We start from the raw sequence: 18439 nt of genomic DNA on the forward strand, positions 1-18439 counted from the left end.
GGGACCGTACATGAAAATTTATGTCGTATACGATAGTGAAGGTAACCATACAAAAGCACTGGCAGAAGCAATTGCAGCAGGCGCAGGTGAAACAGAGCAGGCTGAAGTATTCGTTGATCACGTGAAAGATGCGGATATTCGCAAGCTGGATCAAATGGATGCGATCATTTGGGGCTGCCCTGGTCACTTTGGGACCATTAGTGCTGGATTAAAGACATGGATTGACCGTCTTGGCTACCTATGGGCAGAGGGAAAACTAATCGATAAAGTCGGTGCCGTTTTCTGTACAACTGCTACAACGCACGGCGGTTTAGAAATGACGATGCATAATTTGATTACACCAATGTTCCACCAAGGGATGCTTGTCGTTGGTCTTCCTGGAAATGTGCCAGAAAATGCTTTATACGGCTCTTACTATGGAGCAGGTGTGACATGTCCGATTGATTCTGATGAAGTGATTTCGACAGAAGGCATTGAACTCGGGAAAGCATTAGGAAGACGTGTAGCATCAGTCACTGCGTCATTTAAGCGATAAGGAGAGGGTTCTTTTGGCGACGATTATTGTAGCGTTAGTAGCTGCTGTTCTAGTCATTATCGGATTAGTAGCATTCAATGTCAGACACGCTTCGGTCGAGAAGAAAGAGATCAATGAAGATGTGCCCAATCAGCCTGACGTGCCCCGTAGCGAGTCAGAAGTTGCGGCGAGACCTGTAGAGCCTGAAGTAGAAGAGGAAGCGTCAACGCCTTCTCAAACGGATGAACGAGTGTCTGGTGATGATTTCTATAGACAGGCGCTTCAAAAGTTTAAGCAGCCAGAACCACCTGTCAAAGAAGAAGAGCCAGAAACTAAAATGAATGATGATATGTATCGTTCTGCTTTGCAGAAGCTAAAGCAGAACGACAAATAAAAAAGAGAACCTCTCGTCAGGTTCTCTTTTTTTATAGCACAAAAAAACCGCCGGCAGAAGCCGGGCGGTTTTCCTTCACTCTATAAAGTGCTAAAGAGCAGATGCTCTTAAATTACGCTTTGTTAACGTTAGCAGCTTGTGGTCCACGGTTACCTTCAACGATTTCGAAAGAAACTGCTTGACCTTCTTCTAAAGTTTTGAAGCCTTCGCCTTGGATAGCAGAGAAGTGAACGAATACATCGTCTTGACCTTCTACTTCGATGAATCCGAAACCTTTTTCAGAGTTGAACCATTTTACTTTACCTTCTAACATGAAATTTCCTCCTAAAGCGATCTTAACGCTTAAATTCACTATTCTTGCTCTTACACAAACTTCAAAGACGAAAACTCTTTCAAAACTTTCTTCTTAAAGATGATACGAACAAAAATAATTACCTTTACTTTACCAGTGTTTGCGGGAAAAAACAACTGTTATCCAAAAACTTTTTTAAAAATAATTAGCGCTAACAAATTGAGGAAAAAGCCTATGTTCATTGGCCTCTTTTTCTCCCTGAGAAGCTCACTTGATTTCGGCCAGACTGCTTCGCTTTATAGAGCTCTTGGTCAGCTATAATCGGTAATTGCTTGATATTTGGACTTGTCCCGGGGAAATACGCACACCCAAGTGATACTGTAATATGAATGGACATGCCATTTTGTAAATAAATCGGCTGATCTGCTATTTTTCTTCGTAAGCGTTCTGCAATCTGCCATGTTTTTTCAACTGTACAATTGGGTAGAAGGACGGCAAATTCCTCACCGCCAATTCGGCCAATATAATCTGAGCTTCTTGTGTTTTTCATCAGCCTTTTTCCGATTTCTTTTAAAACCATATCTCCCTCATGATGTCCATATTGGTCATTGATGGATTTGAAGTAATCGATGTCTAAGTAAATAAGGGATATTTGATGGATAGGCTGCTTAAATTTCATCGAAAAAGCATCATTTAAGACCTCATCGAACTTCCGCTTATTTAAAACACCTGTTAAAAAGTCATAATGAGCTTGGAATTTATACAAATTTAACAGCTGATATGCTTTTGTTTGATGCTCAATGACGTAAAAGTTAAACAGTCCTGCAACATATGAGAACATCCAATAAGCAAAATGCAGTTCAAATGATGTCTCATGCACGATCATGATAAACAGGCTTGTGGCAATGACATTACCTAACGTAATGGACAAAAGCATTTTCATAACTTGATTCATATGGCGCTCAGCAATTAAAAAAGAAGCTGTTGCGATGATCATCATGGAAAAAATATTGATGAAAGAAGCGACGTTGGCTTCGATTAATAATCGACCAATGATTACAACACAGGCTGCAATGATGGTTTGGGCGATGCCTCCATAAAAGGCCGTTAAAATAAGGGGGATATGTCTTAAATCGATGATGGCTGGTCCTGCTTTGATAGAGAAGAACATTAAGAGGACACCGAGTAACCCAGAAAGAATGCCTTTGAATAGTTGTCTGAGCAGGGTATCTTCTTTCTTAAGAAAATTCTCTTTAAACACAAGCAGAAATAGATAATGAAAAGTGACAAGAATTGTTAAATTAATAAAGAGGTCTCTTAGCAAAATTAAATCACCTTTTTAAAATTACTAAAATTTGTTGCAAAAGAAAAGGGGAAAAAGGATAATTAATAAAAATTTCACTTATAAGGGGATCGAAACATATGCGAGGAAAACGCTTCCCAGATGAAACGGACTGGCTTTCTTTTTTTGAAACGGAGCCTGATGAAAGGTTCGAGAAAGGGATGCCTATTGAATATCAAAGCCTGACATTTCGATTTGAGAATCAAGACGAGCGTTTCGTTGTCACGATGTACCTTGGAAGTCAAGAATTTACGTTAAAAGCTGTTCGAAAAAAAGATGGATCTGTTTTAGGCATCTATGATTTTAAAACCGTGCAACATGTAGAGATAAAAAAAGACAAGCAATACGAAAAAGAGCTTTTAATCATAGTGGAAGCTTATGGCGATTTTATCACAACAGTTGAAATCACCTTTTTACCTTTCTTCTCTGTGATGATGAAAGAACATTTTTCAGGAGAATAAACAGGAGCCTCTATTCATAAAGGCTCCTGTTTTCTTATTTGTGCTCGATGTCATTGATCACTTGCTGGATTGATTCATCATCCATCACATTCATGACACTTTCATCAATATGAAGAGACTGTGCATAAGACTCTCTTGGCTGATGGTTTCTTGATGTCGATTGGTGCGGATTCGTATGATTTGGCTGTACAGCAGTGAATGCCTGCTTCATCATTTGTCCGATTTCCGCAGTGCCCTTTGATTCTTTCTGTGCGTGTGACTCTTGTCGAGACGATTCATGGTGCTGTTGATCTTTTCCCTTCATCATTGAAGACATATTCATTTGCGTCATGCTTTTCAGTCTTCTTCGTAAAACTGGGGAAAATAATGCAATGATGGCTGTAGATGCTGCGATCATTGCGCCAGTGCTCATGCCTTTTCTTTTTTTAAACAAACGAATCCCTCCATTTGATCGTGATGATTCTTCTTCATCATGTTTAGGATGACCAAACAAAGCTGAATTATGAATTCATTTCGTTGAAAAAGAGGATGTATGCATAAAAAGCCGACTGGATGAAAAACCTAAGAGCAAAAGGAGGGAATAAATGATGAATAAGAAATGGATGCTATCTTTACTACTCGTTCCAGCATTGATCACCACTGGATGTGGTATGAACAACCAGGGCGATGAGCGAAGAGGAACAATGAAACGACAGTATGAAAATGTCACATATAAGAATGACAACATGAGGCAGGATCAGCCAGATGTTCAAACACCTCAGAAGGTCAAAGTGGCAGATAAAGCGTCAGAGCTAGTAGCCAACATGTCTGAAGTAAAAACAGCGAACGTACTTGTTACAGGAAAGAATGCATTTGTTGCCGTTATGCTTGAAGGCGATAAAAGCGGTAATGTAACAGAAGATTTGAAAAAGAAAATTTCTGATAAAGTCAAATCAACGGATCAACAAATCGACAATGTATATGTATCTGCAAATCCAGACTTTGTCGATCGTATGGAAGGGTACGGAAAACGTATTAGAAGCGGAGAGCCCATCTCAGGATTTTTCGATGAATTTACTGAAACGGTCAGACGTGTCTTCCCTGAATCAAAATAGCTACGACAAAAGCCGTATGTCATATGCGGCTTTTTTGTTTGGAACCGCACCTTGCGCACCTGACTGCATAAAGTAAAAAATATATCACCTCTTGTTGATCTTTGTTTCTTCATAGAAAGAGAAAGAGGCTGCAGGATGAATTCAGGTGGGGAGCAAATGAAAGCCAAGCCGTCATTGATTCATAAAAAGCTTGTAGGCGGAATGATAGCAGCAGGTCTCATTTTTTATGCTTTCACCGCATACTTGATTTATGTTGCGTTTCAGCTGACAGGACAATATTTAGAGCAGCAGTCTTCTCCTAAAACGATTTTAACGGAGGGACTCAATAAGCAAGTCTATGAACATATTAGAATATACTATGCAGAGGAAGAGGACGCTTTTGTTGATTTAACAATTGAGGCCATGGATCAGGCAAAGAAGAGGACAGCGTCAGTATTTCAATTTGAAACTGACAAACCTTTAGACATTATTTATTTTGATGATAAAGAGACAATCGAGCAATTTGCAGGAATTAAGCATATTACGGGTTTTTACTCCGATCATGATCAAATGATAGGGTTATATCCAGATAAGCGGGAAGCATTATTGAAGAAAGAGACACTCCCTTTATACTTTTTCAACACGTTATTGATTCATGAATATGCTCACTTTGTTTTCTATGAAAAAGTTCATTCTTACGAAGTGTCTTCGATGATCTTTCCCCTTTGGTTCCATGAGGGAACAGCAGAATGGACGGCCTATGACGTGTTAAATGCCACGTCTGAACGGTTCGACGTCATTCCCTTTCAATTTCTTCATTCCGATCAAGATTGGCAGGACTCCCGAATGACGTATGAGACAGATGTTTATGTGCAAAGCTACTATATGATTTATGAGCTCGTGCAGCTTTATGGACGAGACGTCATACATGAGATTATGGAGGAAACGGCGAAGACTGGCCGTTTTGATAGAGGTTTTGAACAAGCGACAGGACAACGTTTGGCAGATTTTGAAGAGCAATTTAAACTGAGTTATCAAAGAAAAAACGGCTGACCTGAGGATATAGGTCGGCCGTTTTTTGTTTAATGAAGCGGTTTTTGCTGATTGGCTTTGTTTGGCGGCATTTGAACTTGGCCCTTCATTGGGGCAAATGTAGACGTCATCGCCTGCATATCTTGAGCTGTAAGCTGCGGAACTTGATAATAGCTATGTTTATTTTGATATAAGAAAATTTCATACGCCATTTCAATAAAGTTCGGAATTTGTGCTGCAAGCACACGTCGCACCACAGGGTTTGTTACCTCTAGTGCAGTCATTGAAAGTAATCCAGCATGTGATTTCACGAGACCTAGCATATGCCCTGTAATTCCCGAGTCCTTTACATCCTGTAACGATTGATTTGGCTTCTTAGGCTGAGATGGTTTTATTCCGTATGTCACCTGTGTTTGTTCTTTCATCATATACGTAGATGTTTCTTCACTAGGCTTTTGACCAGTAGAAAAACAATCTACCGTGACATTATACTGTGACAATACAAATTGATATTGTCGATCTAAAATGTCGGATAATGCGGGATCTTGGATGAATTGGCGAAAGATCATGTATTGATCCAAAATATTAATGGTCCCTGCTAATACTTCATGTAAATCAAATAACTCATGCCCGCCATGATTGAATTGGGGCTGCTGGACATTTCCTTGAACGTTTGTCTGCTGATCGTTTTGCATAGAGATTCCTCCTATTGTTTATACATTCTGTTTTAATGTGAGGAAGTTTTCCTTCTTTCATGCAAAAAACATTATTTACAATTAGAGGGTTTTCTTCCTTTTTGTCGAAAAAAAGTATCAGACGAATGAACATGGGGGTACCAGATGCAGGACAAAATCATTAATCGTTTGATAGAAGACGAACATGTGCAGGCACCAGTGATTGGCATCGGTGTTTCGCCGTTTGAACAGCATCATCTTGAGGCTTTTTTTCAATCATTTCCACATGAACTAAATGCCTCTTTTATTGTTGTACAAAATCATGTGACAGGCGATTGTATAACTGATTTGGAAGCACTTGTTTTACCGATTGGCTACCGGGCAAAAACGATTAAACATGGTGAGAAAGTCATGAAGAAGACGATTTATTTTTGTCCACAGCATGCGGTAGTGACGTTAACAGAAGATCAGCGGCTGCACCTATCAGAGCAGCTGCCGGCGTGCATGGCTTGCTCTGTGGACTTGCTTTTTCAGTCTCTTGCCAGCGTTCAAAAGGAGGAGGCATATGCGATTTTCTTTCAAAAAGGTCATTGCGTGGGAAGTGGCTTGCTTCAGTTGGTTGAGCAGGGCGGTACAGTTTTATCGTGCAGTGAGGAAGAAAGTGGTTTTGACACTTTGTATCAACAAACATTCAAAGACCCTTCAACCCTTGCGGCATATATCGCAAATATCATCAACGTCCCGCATCTCGATGAGGCAGATCCTGTTTTACTGAGAATTATTGAACGTCTTGAAATGTATAAAGGCATTGCTTTTTCAACCTATCAAAAGAAAAGGCTGCTATCTGTCATTCAAAAACGAATGAATGTTGCAAAAAAACGGATTTCATTGTTAGCAGAGTACGACTACTTATTAGAAAGAGAACCAGATGAGCTTGACCTTCTGCACGCTCAGCTTCTAAGCGGCATGACATCTTTTTTTAGAGATATGGAGGCTTTTCATGTATGTGAACATCAAATCATTCCGTCGATCATTGAAAATGCGGTGAAAAACGGGAAATCTCGATGCCGTATTTGGATTGCAGGATGTTCGACAGGAGAGGAAGCGTATTCTTTTACGATTTTATTTTTAGAAGAAATGAAGCGAAGACAAGTGACCATTGAACTTCAAGTATTTGCAACAGATATCAACCGGAAAGCCATTCAAACAGCTAGTAAAGGTCTTTACTCAGTAGAGTCTATGGCAAGGATGCCGGAAAAATGGCGGGCGCGATATTTCGAAAGGAAAGGTGACGCTTTTATTGTGAAGCAGTCGCTTAGAAAACATATTGTCTTTGCACCTCACAATTTATTGATCGATTCACCTTTTATCCACCTCGATTTTATCAGTTGCCGAAATGTTCTGATGTACTTCCAGCCTGAAGTGCAAAAACGAGTATTGTCCCGATTCCAATATGCTTTAAAAGATCAAGGGATGTTGATATTAGGGCCAAATGAAACTGTACCCAATATCCCTCGTTTGTTTCATTTGTTCAATGAAAAATGGAACATTTACACCCATTCAAACGTTTCAAAACCACATGTCCCTTGGACACCAGACGCTCGTGATATCGAGTTGAAAGCGCGAGCCGAACAATATATGCAAGAAGTAAGCAAGGATTATGATGCATGTATGGTCATCAACGATAGTGACAAAATCCTGGCAGTATCAAAGGGTGCGTATTCTTTTTTAGATCATACAGAAGTGTCAAATCAATCATGTGAATATGTGACACCAGATTATATGAAAGAGATGCTCAGTCAAACCTTTCAAAAGGTGTGGACAGACGAGACAGAGGTTGTGTTTCAACATGTTCTCATTTCGGAAAAAGGCAGCAAGCAGTATGCAGATTTTACCGTAAAAAGTTTTGACCGCCGTTTTAAGGGAGTTTACGTCATTCTCATTCGAATGAATGAGAGAGGAAAAAATCAAAAGAACGGCAGGGACATAGGGATGTCAGATCAGAATTCAGTCTATCAACAGCGTATTGTCGATTTGGAAAATGAACTCAATGAAGTCAAACAAAAGGAGCAGGAGGCAAGGGCTCAATTAAAAGCAAAACACACGCAATTAGAGGAGTTTGAGAAAAAACACGAACATTATATAAATATCATAAACAACTTGAGGGTGACAAGAGAAGAACTGTACAAACCCTCTGTCAAGCCGGAGCTTGCAACGCTGTTTGTGGACAGGGACATGAATATACGCTATTACAATCCTACAGCTGCCTCTTTATTTACTTCTGCGAAAATCAGACATCAGCAATCCTTTCAGTCGATGGCTAAAAAGCTTACGCAGGAAACGCTCTATCATGATATCCAATCCGTCATATCGGATAGGCGCGCGATCGAACGTGAAATTGAAACGAACGAAGGCGAGCAATTCACCGTTCACATCACACCCATCTACGATGAAGAACGTGAAGGAGCAGTGATGACCTGGATTAAAATGACTGAAGTAACGAAAATCAAGCAGTCGCTTCATCTAGCGGTGACGGCACTTGATAACAGCCATATTCATATTGTTGTGGCAACTGAGGAAGGGGTCATCCAATGCGTGAATCAGCGTTTCTGTCAGTTTGTCCAGCAGCATGAATATGACCTGATCGGCAAAGATATTTTTTCTGTCTATCATTCGCTATGTCAATGTGATGATTTAGAGAAACAATGGAAGGTTTGTTTAAGAGAGGGCAGCTGGACAGGTGAACTATACTTTCAAGATTTATCTGGACGTGAACGATGGGAGAGAGTCTCTTTACACCGAATTGATGACCCTGACAAAATGCAGTCAACCGTCATGCGGATTTCAGAGGATATCACCAATCAAAAGCAGTCAGAGAAGATGCTGATGAAATCTGAGATGCTGTCAGCAGTAGGGCAGCTTGCAGCAGGCATCGCTCATGAGATACGGAACCCGCTGACCTCATTAAAAGGGTTTTTACAGCTGATGATTCAAAGTAAAAAGTATCAGAAAGATTATGCAGATGTGATGATGTCAGAGTTTAATCGGCTCGAGTCGATTATTAATGAATTCCTCGTTCTTTCGAGAAGCAAATCGGTGAAATTTGAACCGGTACATGTCAATCTTCTGCTCGAAGAAGTGATCATGGTCGTTGAATCCCAGGCGGTCTTAAAAGGCGTGTCCATTCAGAAAAAGCTGTCTCCGTCGCTCCCTAACATTCAAGGCATTCCGAATGAACTGAAACAAGTCTTCCTAAACATCCTTAAAAACGGAATAGAAGCGATGGATGGTGTGACAGGCGTCATCAAGGTGACCTCTCTCATGAAAGATCAGCAAATGATGTTGATCTTTGAAGACCAAGGAAAGGGAATACCAGAGGACGAAATAGGGAAACTCGGTGAACCATTTTATACAACAAAAGAAAAGGGGACAGGCCTTGGTTTAATGATGACCATTAAAATCATTGAAAGCCATGGCGGCACCATTCGTTTTGAAAGCAAAAACTTTGAGGGGACACGAGTGATTATTACCTTTCCGATGAGTTAAAAAAGACAAGTTTTACATGAAATCCATTCAACATCAATATTTACTTTGTACACTATGAGAGATGAAGCACAAAGGGGAGAGGTCTAATGAAACGAATGCTGTCTATTCGAATGATTTGTTGTTTGGTTTTGGTGATCTTTAGTTTGCAATCCTTATTGCCTGGTATGTCCGCAGGGAGCGAGGTCAATGCATCTGAAAAGAAAGAAATGGTGTGGAAACAAAAAAAGATTGTGCAGATCAAAAAAGCCCGTCAGCTCATAGGAGAGACCGTGACAGTGAGCGGAATTGTGACAGCAGATCAATCAGCTTTAGGCAATGGGAAACTGTCCACATACATTCAAGACAAATCAGCTGGAATCAATGTTTATTCAGCTCAGCCCAATCACTTCCCGGAACTAAAAGCAGGGATGAAGGTGACAGTGACTGGTAAAACCACGTCTTATAAAGGACTGATTGAAATTGTGCCAGATCAAGGCAGTCTGAAGATAGATGCTGTGAACCAAACCTTGCCAAAGGCGAAGCGAGTGTCTGTGAAGCAGCTAGAAACGGAACAAGCAGGTAAACATGAAGGAAGACTAGTAAAGGTCAAAGGCTATGTAGAGGCAAAACCAGCGCAGCCGGCTGGCGGTGGATACAATGTGGTGATCATCGATAAAAAATATCACAGCACCACTCTGAGAGTGATGGTCGATACGAATGCGATTGATAAAGTAAAGACAGGAAAATGGTACGAGTTTACAGGGGTGTTAAGCAGATATGATACGTTGCAGGTGCTTCCAAGACATAAGGATGATATGAACCTGCTGAAACGCCAGCCAAAGCCGCCAAAGATGAAGAAAGAATACAAAGCAACGGTTGACCGTGTGGTGGATGGAGATACGATACATCTAAAGAAGCCCGTTTTAGGTACAACAAAGGTGCGTTTTGTGAATATGGACACGCCGGAAACGTATCATCAGCCAAAAAGCGAATTAGACAAAAACCAATTGCGTTTTGGACAGCAAGCGACTGACTATTTAAAAACACTACTTTCGAGCGGTGACCAAGTCACATTAAAGATTGGTCCTGAAGCGAAAGATAACTATGGACGTCTTTTAGCTCAAGTAAAAACCAAAAAAGGGTTAAATACAAATCTAGAGCTTGTGAAAAAAGGATATGCCCCTACTTATTTCATCTGGCCAGTTGGAGATGAAAAGGACTATCATACGTTTCAAAAAGCAGTAAAAGAAGCAAAGGAAAAAGGACTGGGCATATGGAACGAAGCAGACCCTCTGCTGGAACAGCCATTTGAATTTAGAGCACGTGAACAGAAAAAAGGACTGACACGCTATGTTGGTGATTCATCTGTCAAAACCTACGTGTCCCCTGACAAATGGAAAGAAATCGATGTGGATAAACGGGTCTTTTTTGCTTCCAAAGAAGAAGCAGAACAGGCTGGTTATCAGCCGGAAAAGGATGCGGGCGAAGTACCATTAACGATTTTAAGTATGAATGATTTACACGGTAAAATTGATCAAGAATACGAACTGGATGTAAAAGATGATGGCAATAAAGGCATGTACGGGCGGATGGATTATGTCGCGGCCTATATGAAGCAAAAACAAGCAGCGCACAAAAATACGATCACGGTCCATGCTGGAGATATGATTGGCGGGAGCTCTCCAATATCTTCTCTTCTGCAAGATGAACCAACCGTTGAGCTTATGGAGAACATTGGCTTTGATGTCGGCACGGTCGGCAACCATGAATTCGATGAAGGGGTAGACGAGCTATTGCGTATTTTAAATGGCGGAGATCATCCTAAAGGCACAAAGGGGTATGACGGACAGAACTTTCCGCTCGTTTGTGCGAACTGTGAATACAAGGATACTGGCAAACCGCTTTTACCGGCTTATGAAATCATCGATGTCGAAGGAATCCCAGTCGCATTTATCGGCGTTGTGACCAAGTCAGCCGCAGGAATGGTCATGCCAGAAGGGATTAAAGACATTCAGTTTACAGATGAAGTCAAAGCCGTGAATGAAGCCACGAAGGAATTAAAACAAAAAGGAGTTAAAGCCATAGCGGTTTTAGCTCATATGACAGCCTCTCAAAATGGGGATACGATCACTGGGGAGAGTGCAAAGCTTGCCAAAGAAGGTGATGATGAAATTGACGTCATCTTTGCAGGGCATAATCATGAAGTGGTCAATGGAGAGGTCAATGGAAAATTAATTGTGCAAGCCTTTGAATATGGAAAGGCGATTGGCGAAGTCAATGTGACACTTGACCGTAAAACGAAGGATATCGTCAAAAAGAGTGCGAATATCCAGTATGTAGATCAAGCTGGTATAGAAAAGGACAAGGAAGCAGCAGACATCTTGGCTCATTACGGGAAAGAAGTGGAGCCGATTATTAGTGAGGTTGTTGGAGAAGCCGGGGTCAAAATGGAAGGCGGCTATTCAAATGATGGAGACACGCCGCTCGGTAATTTGATTGCGGATGGTATGAGATATTCAATGAAAAGTGACTTTGCCATGATGAATGGAGGCGGCATTAGACAAAACCTTGAAAAAGGGCCGATAACGTGGGGAGATCTCTTTAATATTCAGCCATTTGGCAACGTTTTAGTCAAACTAGAGATCAAGGGAAAAGACTTAGTAGAGATCATAGAAGCACAAATTTCTCCACAATTTGGACCAGATTATAGCATTTCAGGCTTTTCATATTCCTATGATCCTGTAACATATAAAGTAGTCGACTTGAAGCTGCCAGACGGTTCAGCCGTAGCTCTCGATCAAGCGTATACACTCACTGTGAATAACTTCATGGCAACAGCAACTGGCAGTAAATATGCACCAATAGGCAGGCTTGGGCAAAACCCTGAAACAGGCCCAGAAGACTTAGAAGCCACTGTCGATTTTGTGAAAAGCTTTGAGGGAGCTTCCATTGTGTATCAAAAAGAGGGACGAATTCAAAAAGAAAAACAAGAGGAAAAAGCAGCAAGCTAAAGAGAGCGTATCATCTAAGAGAAATGTAACAGGCAAAGGAGTTTAAGCATGAAAAAGTGGCTTGCACTGACTGTAATGACAGCCGGGGTTGTGCTGCTCGGCTGGGGGATATGGCAAATCGCATCGACTCATCTTCAAACAGCCCAATCATTAGACGAAGCGAAGAAGGTCGTGGCGGACGATCAAGGGATGTCCAAGAAGCAGTTTGCTCCTGAAATGGGGAGAGCCTCTGGCATCCTGACGATTCCAAAATTAAAAGCAGACCTTCCCATTGTCGAAGGGACGGATGCGGATGACCTTGCAAAGGGAGTAGGACACTACAAAGACAGTTATTATCCGGATCAAAATGGACAAATCGTCCTTTCTGGCCATCGTGACACGGTGTTTCGCCGGACAGGCGAACTGGATATTGGAGATCAACTGAAAATCACTGTGCCGTATGGTGAATTTATATATGAAATCACACATACGAAAATTGTTGATCAGCATGATACATCCATCATTACGTTGCAGAATGAAAAGGAAGAGCTGATATTAACCACATGCTATCCTTTTCATTTCGTCGGCAATGCGCCAGAGCGGTATATTATTTATGCAAAAAGAGTGTCTGAATAAAGAAAAAGAGCCTGCTTTCATACGCAGGCTCTTTTGTTAATGGATGATTTGACTCATGAGCTGGTCCATATCAGGTGGTAGAGGTGCTTCGATGATCAGATGCTCACCTGTAAAAGGATGTTTCATGTCTACTTGCTTGGCGTGAAGAGCACACCTATTGATGTAATCACGAACTCCGTCATATAATGTATCCCCAGCTAGTGGATGCCCGAGACTGCTCAGGTGGACACGAATTTGATGCGTTCTACCCGTTTCTAATTGAAGTTTAACGGCTGTCAGTTGCAGACGTTTATTCATGTCCATGACTTGAAAATAAGTCACAGCTTTTTGCCCAGTAGGGGAGATTCTTCGTCTGACTGCGTGGTGTTTGTCACGGCCGATCGCTGCATCGATGGTGCCTTTCTTTTTTTTGAAAAGTCCCTCTGCGATGGCGATGTATGTGCGTTTGATTGTTTTTTTAGAAAGCATTTGATCAAGAGCCGCATGGGCTAATCTATGCTTTGCAAAAATGACGGTGCCGCTCGTGTCTTGATCAAGCCTGTGGATATGTCTTACCCGCTTTTCTTCACCATTTGCTTGAAAATGGAATGCCACAAGATTTGCCAGTGTGCCTGTTTGTCCTTGTTCATTCGGATGAGTTGGCCGGCCGGCAGGTTTTTGCACAATTAATAAATGCTCGTCTTCAAAGAGTACCTCTAATTCACCATATTCCGGTGTCACATCACTTTCTTCTGTTTCAAATAAATCAATGATGATCTGATCGCCTTGACTGACTTTAGCTGCGTGATGGGCAGGCTTTTGATTTAAACGAACTTTTTGATGCTCCATCCAAAAATGAATAATCGGTTTTGATGCAGATACGGCTGTCTTTAAAAAATGACTGAGTGAAGTGTGATGATATTGCTCGTCTACTTTTAGCGAGAGCGTGTGTCCTTTTATGATCATGATATCCGTTCCTCTCTATGGGTATATATAGGAAACACTTACCTTGGCGAATGCCTTTTTTTCTGTGCTATTCTGAATGGAGAAATAACGACAGAGAGGTAGATGTCACGTGAGATTAATGAAAGCTGCTACAGACCTGCAAGAGCAGGCAATTGAAGAAATATCAAAGGATGTTGAAGATCTTCTTTCTCATGCTGTCAATGGACAACAGCGGGATATGCGTCAAAAAGATCGCTCCCTTTCCTTTATTGATGGCGTATATAACGGAACGATGGATGATGCTTTTCGTATTTTATCGGGACTTCAGCTATTACATACCATTATTGTAAAACCGAAACGTCATCTCACCAAACGAGATCGTGAGCTATTCGAGCGAAACCGTGAGCAGGTCAACGCCTGCGGCTTTTCTTTTCCTTTTGATCTAGACGATTTTGCCAGCCGTCACCTTCAAAATGCGTAAAAGATGGTGTGAACTTCCTTGTTAACTTACAAGGCGCTCGCACATACTATTTTTAAGGGAACGGAGAAACCTTTAAGATCTGTAATACCAAACCCGCTCTTTTTCAACATCGCTTATTTCTCCACGAATCGGAGCGCTTGGATCTCTTGCAGAATGAACCGAACACGGATAGGAGCCTGACAAAACGATGCAGGCTCCTTTTATACATAATCATTTTAGCAGACATTCATCTTTGAAAGTCAATTTTATTCACGATATGATAGCATTGGGTATATGTTTAAGACTTTTGTAAAAAAAAGGAGTGGCCTCGTTGGTAAAGGCGATTATATTTGATTTCGACGGATTAATTTTAGATACAGAAACACATGAATATGAGGTTTTACAAGAAATGTTTGCGGAGCATGAGTCAGATCTGCCTCTTTCTGTATGGGGCAAGGTCATTGGCACGCAGGCAGGCTTTAAGCCATTTGAATATTTGGAAAAACAGCTAGGGAAGACGCTGGATCATGAGACACTCACAGCAGATCGGCGTTCTCGTTTTCAACAAAGAATGAAGGACGAATCAGCAAGACCTGGCGTAGAAGCTTATTTAGATGCAGCAAAGGAGCTCGGGATCAAGATTGGACTTGCTTCCAGCTCAGACTATAAATGGGTGTCTGATCACCTGAAGCAGATTGGTCTTTTCGACTATTTTGAATGTATCCGCACGTCAGATGATGTGGAAGAAGTGAAACCAAATCCAGAGCTCTATTTGCAAACCGCACGCTGCTTAGGGGTAGAGCCAAAAGATTGTGTGGCATTTGAGGATTCTGTAAATGGATCAGTAGCTGCCAAACGGGCAGGTATGAAATGTGTCATCGTCCCAAACAAAGTGACGAGCACGCTGCAATTTGAAGAATATGATGTCAGATTAGAATCCATGGCTGAAATCGAATTGCTCCAGCTATTCCATCAGCTTGAAAAAGAGGATCAGTAAGGGGGCAAATACATCATGGCAGAAAAACTAGACTTAACGCGGTTTGAAAAAAGAATGGAGATCCGTAATATCCGGGAAGAGGATATTGACCGAATCATTGCCTTGCAAGAGGTATGCTTTCCAGGCATGGATCCTTGGAAACGAGAGCATCTTGAAAGCCACCTTGAGCATTTCCCAGAAGGGCAGTTTTGTGCTGAATTCGAGGGAGAAATCATTGGCTCTTGTTCAAGTTTATTAATTAACTTTGATGAATACGATGATCGCCACACATGGCAGGACATTACAGATGATGGGTACATCACAAACCACAATCCGGATGGGATGAATATGTACGGAATCGAAGTCATGGTGAGTCCTGAATACCGACGAATGAAAATTGGACATCGTTTGTATGAAGCAAGAAAAGACTTGGCAAGAAGATTAAATTTAAAAAGCATCATCATTGGCGGGCGCATTCCGAACTATCATAAATACCAAGAGGAAATGACGCCTCGCCAGTATGTGGAGCAGGTGATGCTTCACCAAATCTATGATCCCGTTTTATCTTTTCAGCTGTTAAATGAATTTAGTCTCATGCGGATCAATCCCAATTACTTGCCTGATGATAAAGCATCCAGCACATATGCGACGTTAATGGAATGGAACAATGTCGATTATCGCCCGCAATCGAAAAGATATTTTAAATCGGCGTTCCCTGTTCGAATTTGTGTGATTCAATATGCGATGAAACAAATTCACTCCTTTGAAGAATTTATGAATCAGGTCGAGTATTATGTGGATGTTGCATCAGATGCATCAGCTGACTTTGCGGTATTCCCAGAAATTTTCACGACGCAGCTCATGTCTTATTTAGAAGAGCGGTCACCTAGTCTTGCCGTGCAGCGGATCACGGAATATACCGAGGACTACATTAATTTGTTCACAGACCTTTCTGTGAAATATAACATTAATATCATCGGCGGTTCCCACTTTGTAGAAGAAGAAGGGAAAATCTACAATATCGCCTATTTATTTAGACGTGATGGAACGATTGAAAAGCAATATAAGCTTCACATCACGCCGAATGAAAGAAAATGGTGGGGGATTTCAGCTGGTGACCAGGTCCGGGTATTTGATACGGATTGCGGCAAAATTGCGATCCAAATTTGCTACGATATTGAATTTCCTGAGCTTGCACGGATTGCAGCTGACAAAGGAGCGAAAATTATTTTCACTCCGTTCTGTACAGAAGACCGCCAAGGCTATTTAAGAGTACGTTACTGTGCACAGGCGAGAGCGGTTGAAAACCAGATTTATACCGTCATCTCTGGAACAGTTGGCAACCTTCCGCAAACCGAAAATATGGATGTTCAATATGCACAATCGGCTATATTTGCCCCATCAGACTTTGAATTTGCAAGAGATGGGATTGTAGGAGAGTGTAATCCAAACATTGAGATGGTTGTCGTTGGGGATGTCGATTTAGAAATTTTAAGAAGACAAAGGCAAGATGGGACCGTACGTCAGCTGAAAGACCGAAGAAGAGACGTGTACCATATTGAATATAAGAAATAATGAAGGAAGCGCCTATTGTTGAGGCGCTTCTTTTTGATAACATATTTTTTTCAATTGCCAAAGGGATGCTGAAGAAAAAGCTGAATATACTGAAAGGAGATTATGTGTTCAAAAAGGAGAGGAACATGGGGAGACAATCTAAACATCTGTATATCAATTTGCCGGTAAATCATGTGAAGGAATCTATCGCTTTTTTTGAGCAGCTGGGCTTTGAATTTGAGCAGCAGTTCACGAATGATCAGGCGGCCTGTTTGGTCATTGATGACACGATCACCGTCATGCTGTTATCTCTTAGGCATTTTCAGTCCATTTCAGAGAAACAATTAGTGGATGCAAAAAAAGCATCAGAGGTGATTATCTCTATGCGCGTTCATTCACGAGAAGAGGTCGATGAGCTTGTCGAGCAGGCAATGGCAGCAGGGGGTTCACCGTTTAAGGAAAAGCAGGATCATGAGTTCATGTATGGATGGAGCTTTCAGGATCTTGATGGTCATTTGTGGGAAGTGTTTTATATGGATGAGGAAAGAAGCGGCCTTTCATAAGGGTGCTTCTTTTTTATTGTTTATCAATGGTATGATAATGAGGTAGCAGAAGGAATCTGGAATTCAACTAGAGAAAAGTAGGTGCAGCATGGAGTTTTTACTTGTCTTACTGCCAGTGTTCGGCATATTCCTGATCGGGTATATCGGGCAGAAGGCGATTGGTTTTGACATACATACGCTCTCATCAATGTCTTTATATTTAATGTCACCATTTCTTGCGTTTGAAACCTTTTATCAAAACAAAGTGTCGATGGACTATGTGTATTTATCCATTTTTGTTGTCGGGCTTTGTCTTGCACTTATTTTATGTGTCTTTATTTTATCTCGTATTTATGGGTATTCGAATGAAACGTATTGCGCCATGATTCTGTCGTCAGCTTTTATGAACAATGGAAACTATGGCACGCCTGTTGTGCTTCTTGTCTTCGGAGCCGGAGGTTTGGATATTGCGATTGTGTTGATGGTGCTGCAGCAGCTTGTCATGAGTACAATCGGCATGTATTATGCAGCAAAGGGCGGAGAGGATGCGGGAGATGGAAAGGTCGTCTTGAAAAAAGTGCTGCGTATGCCAGTTGCTTATGGGGCACTCATCGGTCTATTATTTCAGCTGATTGACCTTTCATTACCTAAAGAGCTGATGACGGGTATTCAGCTTGTGGGGAATGCTGCCATTCCGACGATTATGCTTATTTTAGGTATGCAGCTTGCTGTGATTTCTTTTAAGCAAGTGGATTATCGCAATATTTCTTATGCTGTATTGCTGAAGCTGTTTATCTCCCCACTCATTGCATTTGGCTTTACGCTTATTTTACCGGTAGATGATATGGTGAAACAAATCATGATCTTAGTGGCAGCCATGCCGACAGCAGCAAATACCACGCTGATGGCTGTACAATTTCGAACGAAGCCTGAGTTTGTCTCAAGCACGACATTTCTCAGTACAATCTTAAGTATCGTGACATTACCAGTTTTATTATGGATTTTATCCATGCACCCTCTGGGATAGGGGATAGGCGGCATACAAAGGGG

18 protein-coding genes are annotated in these 18439 nt (G+C 41.4%); 13 read left to right on the top strand and 5 right to left on the bottom strand.

What is annotated here, in order from left to right:
* Positions 1-10: 10 nt before the first annotated feature.
* Both MHH54_RS04675 and MHH54_RS04680 read left to right on the top strand, forming a co-directional pair.
* Positions 11-535, top strand: a complete 525-nt coding sequence (locus MHH54_RS04675; protein WP_003210946.1) for a flavodoxin family protein — start codon at positions 11-13, stop codon at positions 533-535.
* Between the two features lie 13 nt (positions 536-548).
* Complete coding sequence (locus tag MHH54_RS04680) at positions 549-908, top strand: hypothetical protein (protein WP_003211027.1); 360 nt, start codon at positions 549-551, stop codon at positions 906-908.
* 112 nt (positions 909-1020) lie between these two features.
* Here the strand turns inward: MHH54_RS04680 and cspB are convergent, their stop codons facing one another.
* Positions 1021-1221, bottom strand: coding sequence for a cold shock-like protein CspB (cspB, locus tag MHH54_RS04685; protein ID WP_003212277.1), 201 nt, complete (start codon positions 1219-1221; stop codon positions 1021-1023).
* A 217-nt stretch (positions 1222-1438) separates the two neighbouring features.
* The gene (locus tag MHH54_RS04690) at positions 1439-2524 is read right to left on the bottom strand and encodes a diguanylate cyclase (RefSeq protein ID WP_003211754.1); all 1086 of its coding nucleotides are present in this window, start codon (positions 2522-2524) and stop codon (positions 1439-1441) included.
* Positions 2525-2622: 98 nt separating this feature from the next.
* Between MHH54_RS04690 and MHH54_RS04695 the strand changes: the two genes are divergently transcribed.
* Positions 2623-3003 (top strand): hypothetical protein, encoded by a 381-nt coding sequence (locus tag MHH54_RS04695; protein WP_003211455.1) that lies wholly within the window; start codon positions 2623-2625, stop codon positions 3001-3003.
* Between the two features lie 34 nt (positions 3004-3037).
* On the opposite strand, the gene MHH54_RS04700 is transcribed toward MHH54_RS04695, so the two are convergent.
* Positions 3038-3436: a hypothetical protein gene (locus MHH54_RS04700; protein WP_034620025.1), complete on the bottom strand. Its 399-nt coding sequence runs from the start codon at positions 3434-3436 to the stop codon at positions 3038-3040.
* A 151-nt stretch (positions 3437-3587) separates the two neighbouring features.
* Between MHH54_RS04700 and MHH54_RS04705 the strand changes: the two genes are divergently transcribed.
* Positions 3588-4097, top strand: a complete 510-nt coding sequence (locus MHH54_RS04705; protein WP_003211812.1) for a YhcN/YlaJ family sporulation lipoprotein — start codon at positions 3588-3590, stop codon at positions 4095-4097.
* Between the two features lie 156 nt (positions 4098-4253).
* Entirely contained in the window at positions 4254-5129 is an 876-nt protein-coding gene (locus MHH54_RS04710) for a hypothetical protein (RefSeq protein WP_034620064.1), read from the top strand.
* Between the two features lie 29 nt (positions 5130-5158).
* On the opposite strand, the gene MHH54_RS04715 is transcribed toward MHH54_RS04710, so the two are convergent.
* Entirely contained in the window at positions 5159-5803 is a 645-nt protein-coding gene (locus MHH54_RS04715; protein ID WP_003212525.1) for a spore coat protein, read from the bottom strand.
* 144 nt (positions 5804-5947) lie between these two features.
* Here MHH54_RS04715 and MHH54_RS04720 point away from each other — a divergent pair, with 144 nt between their 5' ends.
* The 3 genes from MHH54_RS04720 (at position 5948) to MHH54_RS04730 (ending at position 12933) form a co-directional block, all read left to right on the top strand.
* On the top strand, positions 5948-9328 hold the full coding sequence (locus tag MHH54_RS04720) for a CheR family methyltransferase (protein WP_342500744.1): 3381 nt from the start codon (positions 5948-5950) through the stop codon (positions 9326-9328).
* 86 nt (positions 9329-9414) lie between these two features.
* Entirely contained in the window at positions 9415-12318 is a 2904-nt protein-coding gene (locus MHH54_RS04725) for a 5'-nucleotidase C-terminal domain-containing protein (protein WP_342500745.1), read from the top strand.
* Positions 12319-12366: 48 nt separating this feature from the next.
* Positions 12367-12933: a class D sortase gene (locus MHH54_RS04730; RefSeq protein WP_106032289.1), complete on the top strand. Its 567-nt coding sequence runs from the start codon at positions 12367-12369 to the stop codon at positions 12931-12933.
* A gap of 36 nt (positions 12934-12969) precedes the next feature.
* Here MHH54_RS04730 and MHH54_RS04735 read toward each other — a convergent pair whose 3' ends face one another.
* Positions 12970-13878, bottom strand: coding sequence for an RluA family pseudouridine synthase (locus MHH54_RS04735; RefSeq protein ID WP_106029889.1), 909 nt, complete (start codon positions 13876-13878; stop codon positions 12970-12972).
* 109 nt (positions 13879-13987) lie between these two features.
* Here MHH54_RS04735 and MHH54_RS04740 point away from each other — a divergent pair, with 109 nt between their 5' ends.
* The 5 genes from MHH54_RS04740 to MHH54_RS04760 all read left to right on the top strand — a co-directional run bounded on the left by MHH54_RS04740 (position 13988) and on the right by MHH54_RS04760 (position 18416).
* Positions 13988-14338, top strand: coding sequence for a DUF5365 family protein (locus MHH54_RS04740; protein ID WP_106035888.1), 351 nt, complete (start codon positions 13988-13990; stop codon positions 14336-14338).
* A 310-nt stretch (positions 14339-14648) separates the two neighbouring features.
* Positions 14649-15314: an HAD family hydrolase gene (locus MHH54_RS04745; protein WP_106029891.1), complete on the top strand. Its 666-nt coding sequence runs from the start codon at positions 14649-14651 to the stop codon at positions 15312-15314.
* A gap of 15 nt (positions 15315-15329) precedes the next feature.
* A complete protein-coding gene (locus tag MHH54_RS04750; RefSeq protein ID WP_106032291.1) occupies positions 15330-16868 on the top strand; it encodes a bifunctional GNAT family N-acetyltransferase/carbon-nitrogen hydrolase family protein in 1539 nt (512 codons plus the stop codon).
* 125 nt (positions 16869-16993) lie between these two features.
* A complete protein-coding gene (locus MHH54_RS04755) occupies positions 16994-17410 on the top strand; it encodes a VOC family protein (protein ID WP_050945474.1) in 417 nt (138 codons plus the stop codon).
* 88 nt (positions 17411-17498) lie between these two features.
* Positions 17499-18416, top strand: a complete 918-nt coding sequence (locus MHH54_RS04760) for an AEC family transporter (RefSeq protein ID WP_342500746.1) — start codon at positions 17499-17501, stop codon at positions 18414-18416.
* Positions 18417-18439: the final 23 nt, after the last annotated feature.

It is taken from the genome of Bacillus sp. FSL K6-4563 (genome assembly GCF_038630405.1).
Lineage (GTDB): Bacteria > Bacillota > Bacilli > Bacillales > Bacillaceae > Bacillus > Bacillus pumilus.

Bases quoted from the DNA above. Each gene is read 5' to 3' on its own strand.
- MHH54_RS04675 (WP_003210946.1), top strand. From the start codon at position 11: ATGAAAATTTATGTCGTATACGATAGTGAAGGTAACCATACAAAAGCA.
- cspB (WP_003212277.1), bottom strand. From the start codon at position 1,221: ATGTTAGAAGGTAAAGTAAAATGGTTCAACTCTGAAAAAGGTTTCGGA.
- MHH54_RS04695 (WP_003211455.1), top strand. From the start codon at position 2,623: ATGCGAGGAAAACGCTTCCCAGATGAAACGGACTGGCTTTCTTTTTTT.
- MHH54_RS04705 (WP_003211812.1), top strand. From the start codon at position 3,588: ATGATGAATAAGAAATGGATGCTATCTTTACTACTCGTTCCAGCATTG.
- MHH54_RS04710 (WP_034620064.1), top strand. From the start codon at position 4,254: ATGAAAGCCAAGCCGTCATTGATTCATAAAAAGCTTGTAGGCGGAATG.
- MHH54_RS04715 (WP_003212525.1), bottom strand. From the start codon at position 5,803: ATGCAAAACGATCAGCAGACAAACGTTCAAGGAAATGTCCAGCAGCCC.
- MHH54_RS04720 (WP_342500744.1), top strand. From the start codon at position 5,948: ATGCAGGACAAAATCATTAATCGTTTGATAGAAGACGAACATGTGCAG.
- MHH54_RS04725 (WP_342500745.1), top strand. From the start codon at position 9,415: ATGAAACGAATGCTGTCTATTCGAATGATTTGTTGTTTGGTTTTGGTG.
- MHH54_RS04730 (WP_106032289.1), top strand. From the start codon at position 12,367: ATGAAAAAGTGGCTTGCACTGACTGTAATGACAGCCGGGGTTGTGCTG.
- MHH54_RS04735 (WP_106029889.1), bottom strand. From the start codon at position 13,878: ATGATCATAAAAGGACACACGCTCTCGCTAAAAGTAGACGAGCAATAT.
- MHH54_RS04750 (WP_106032291.1), top strand. From the start codon at position 15,330: ATGGCAGAAAAACTAGACTTAACGCGGTTTGAAAAAAGAATGGAGATC.
- MHH54_RS04755 (WP_050945474.1), top strand. From the start codon at position 16,994: ATGGGGAGACAATCTAAACATCTGTATATCAATTTGCCGGTAAATCAT.
- MHH54_RS04760 (WP_342500746.1), top strand. From the start codon at position 17,499: ATGGAGTTTTTACTTGTCTTACTGCCAGTGTTCGGCATATTCCTGATC.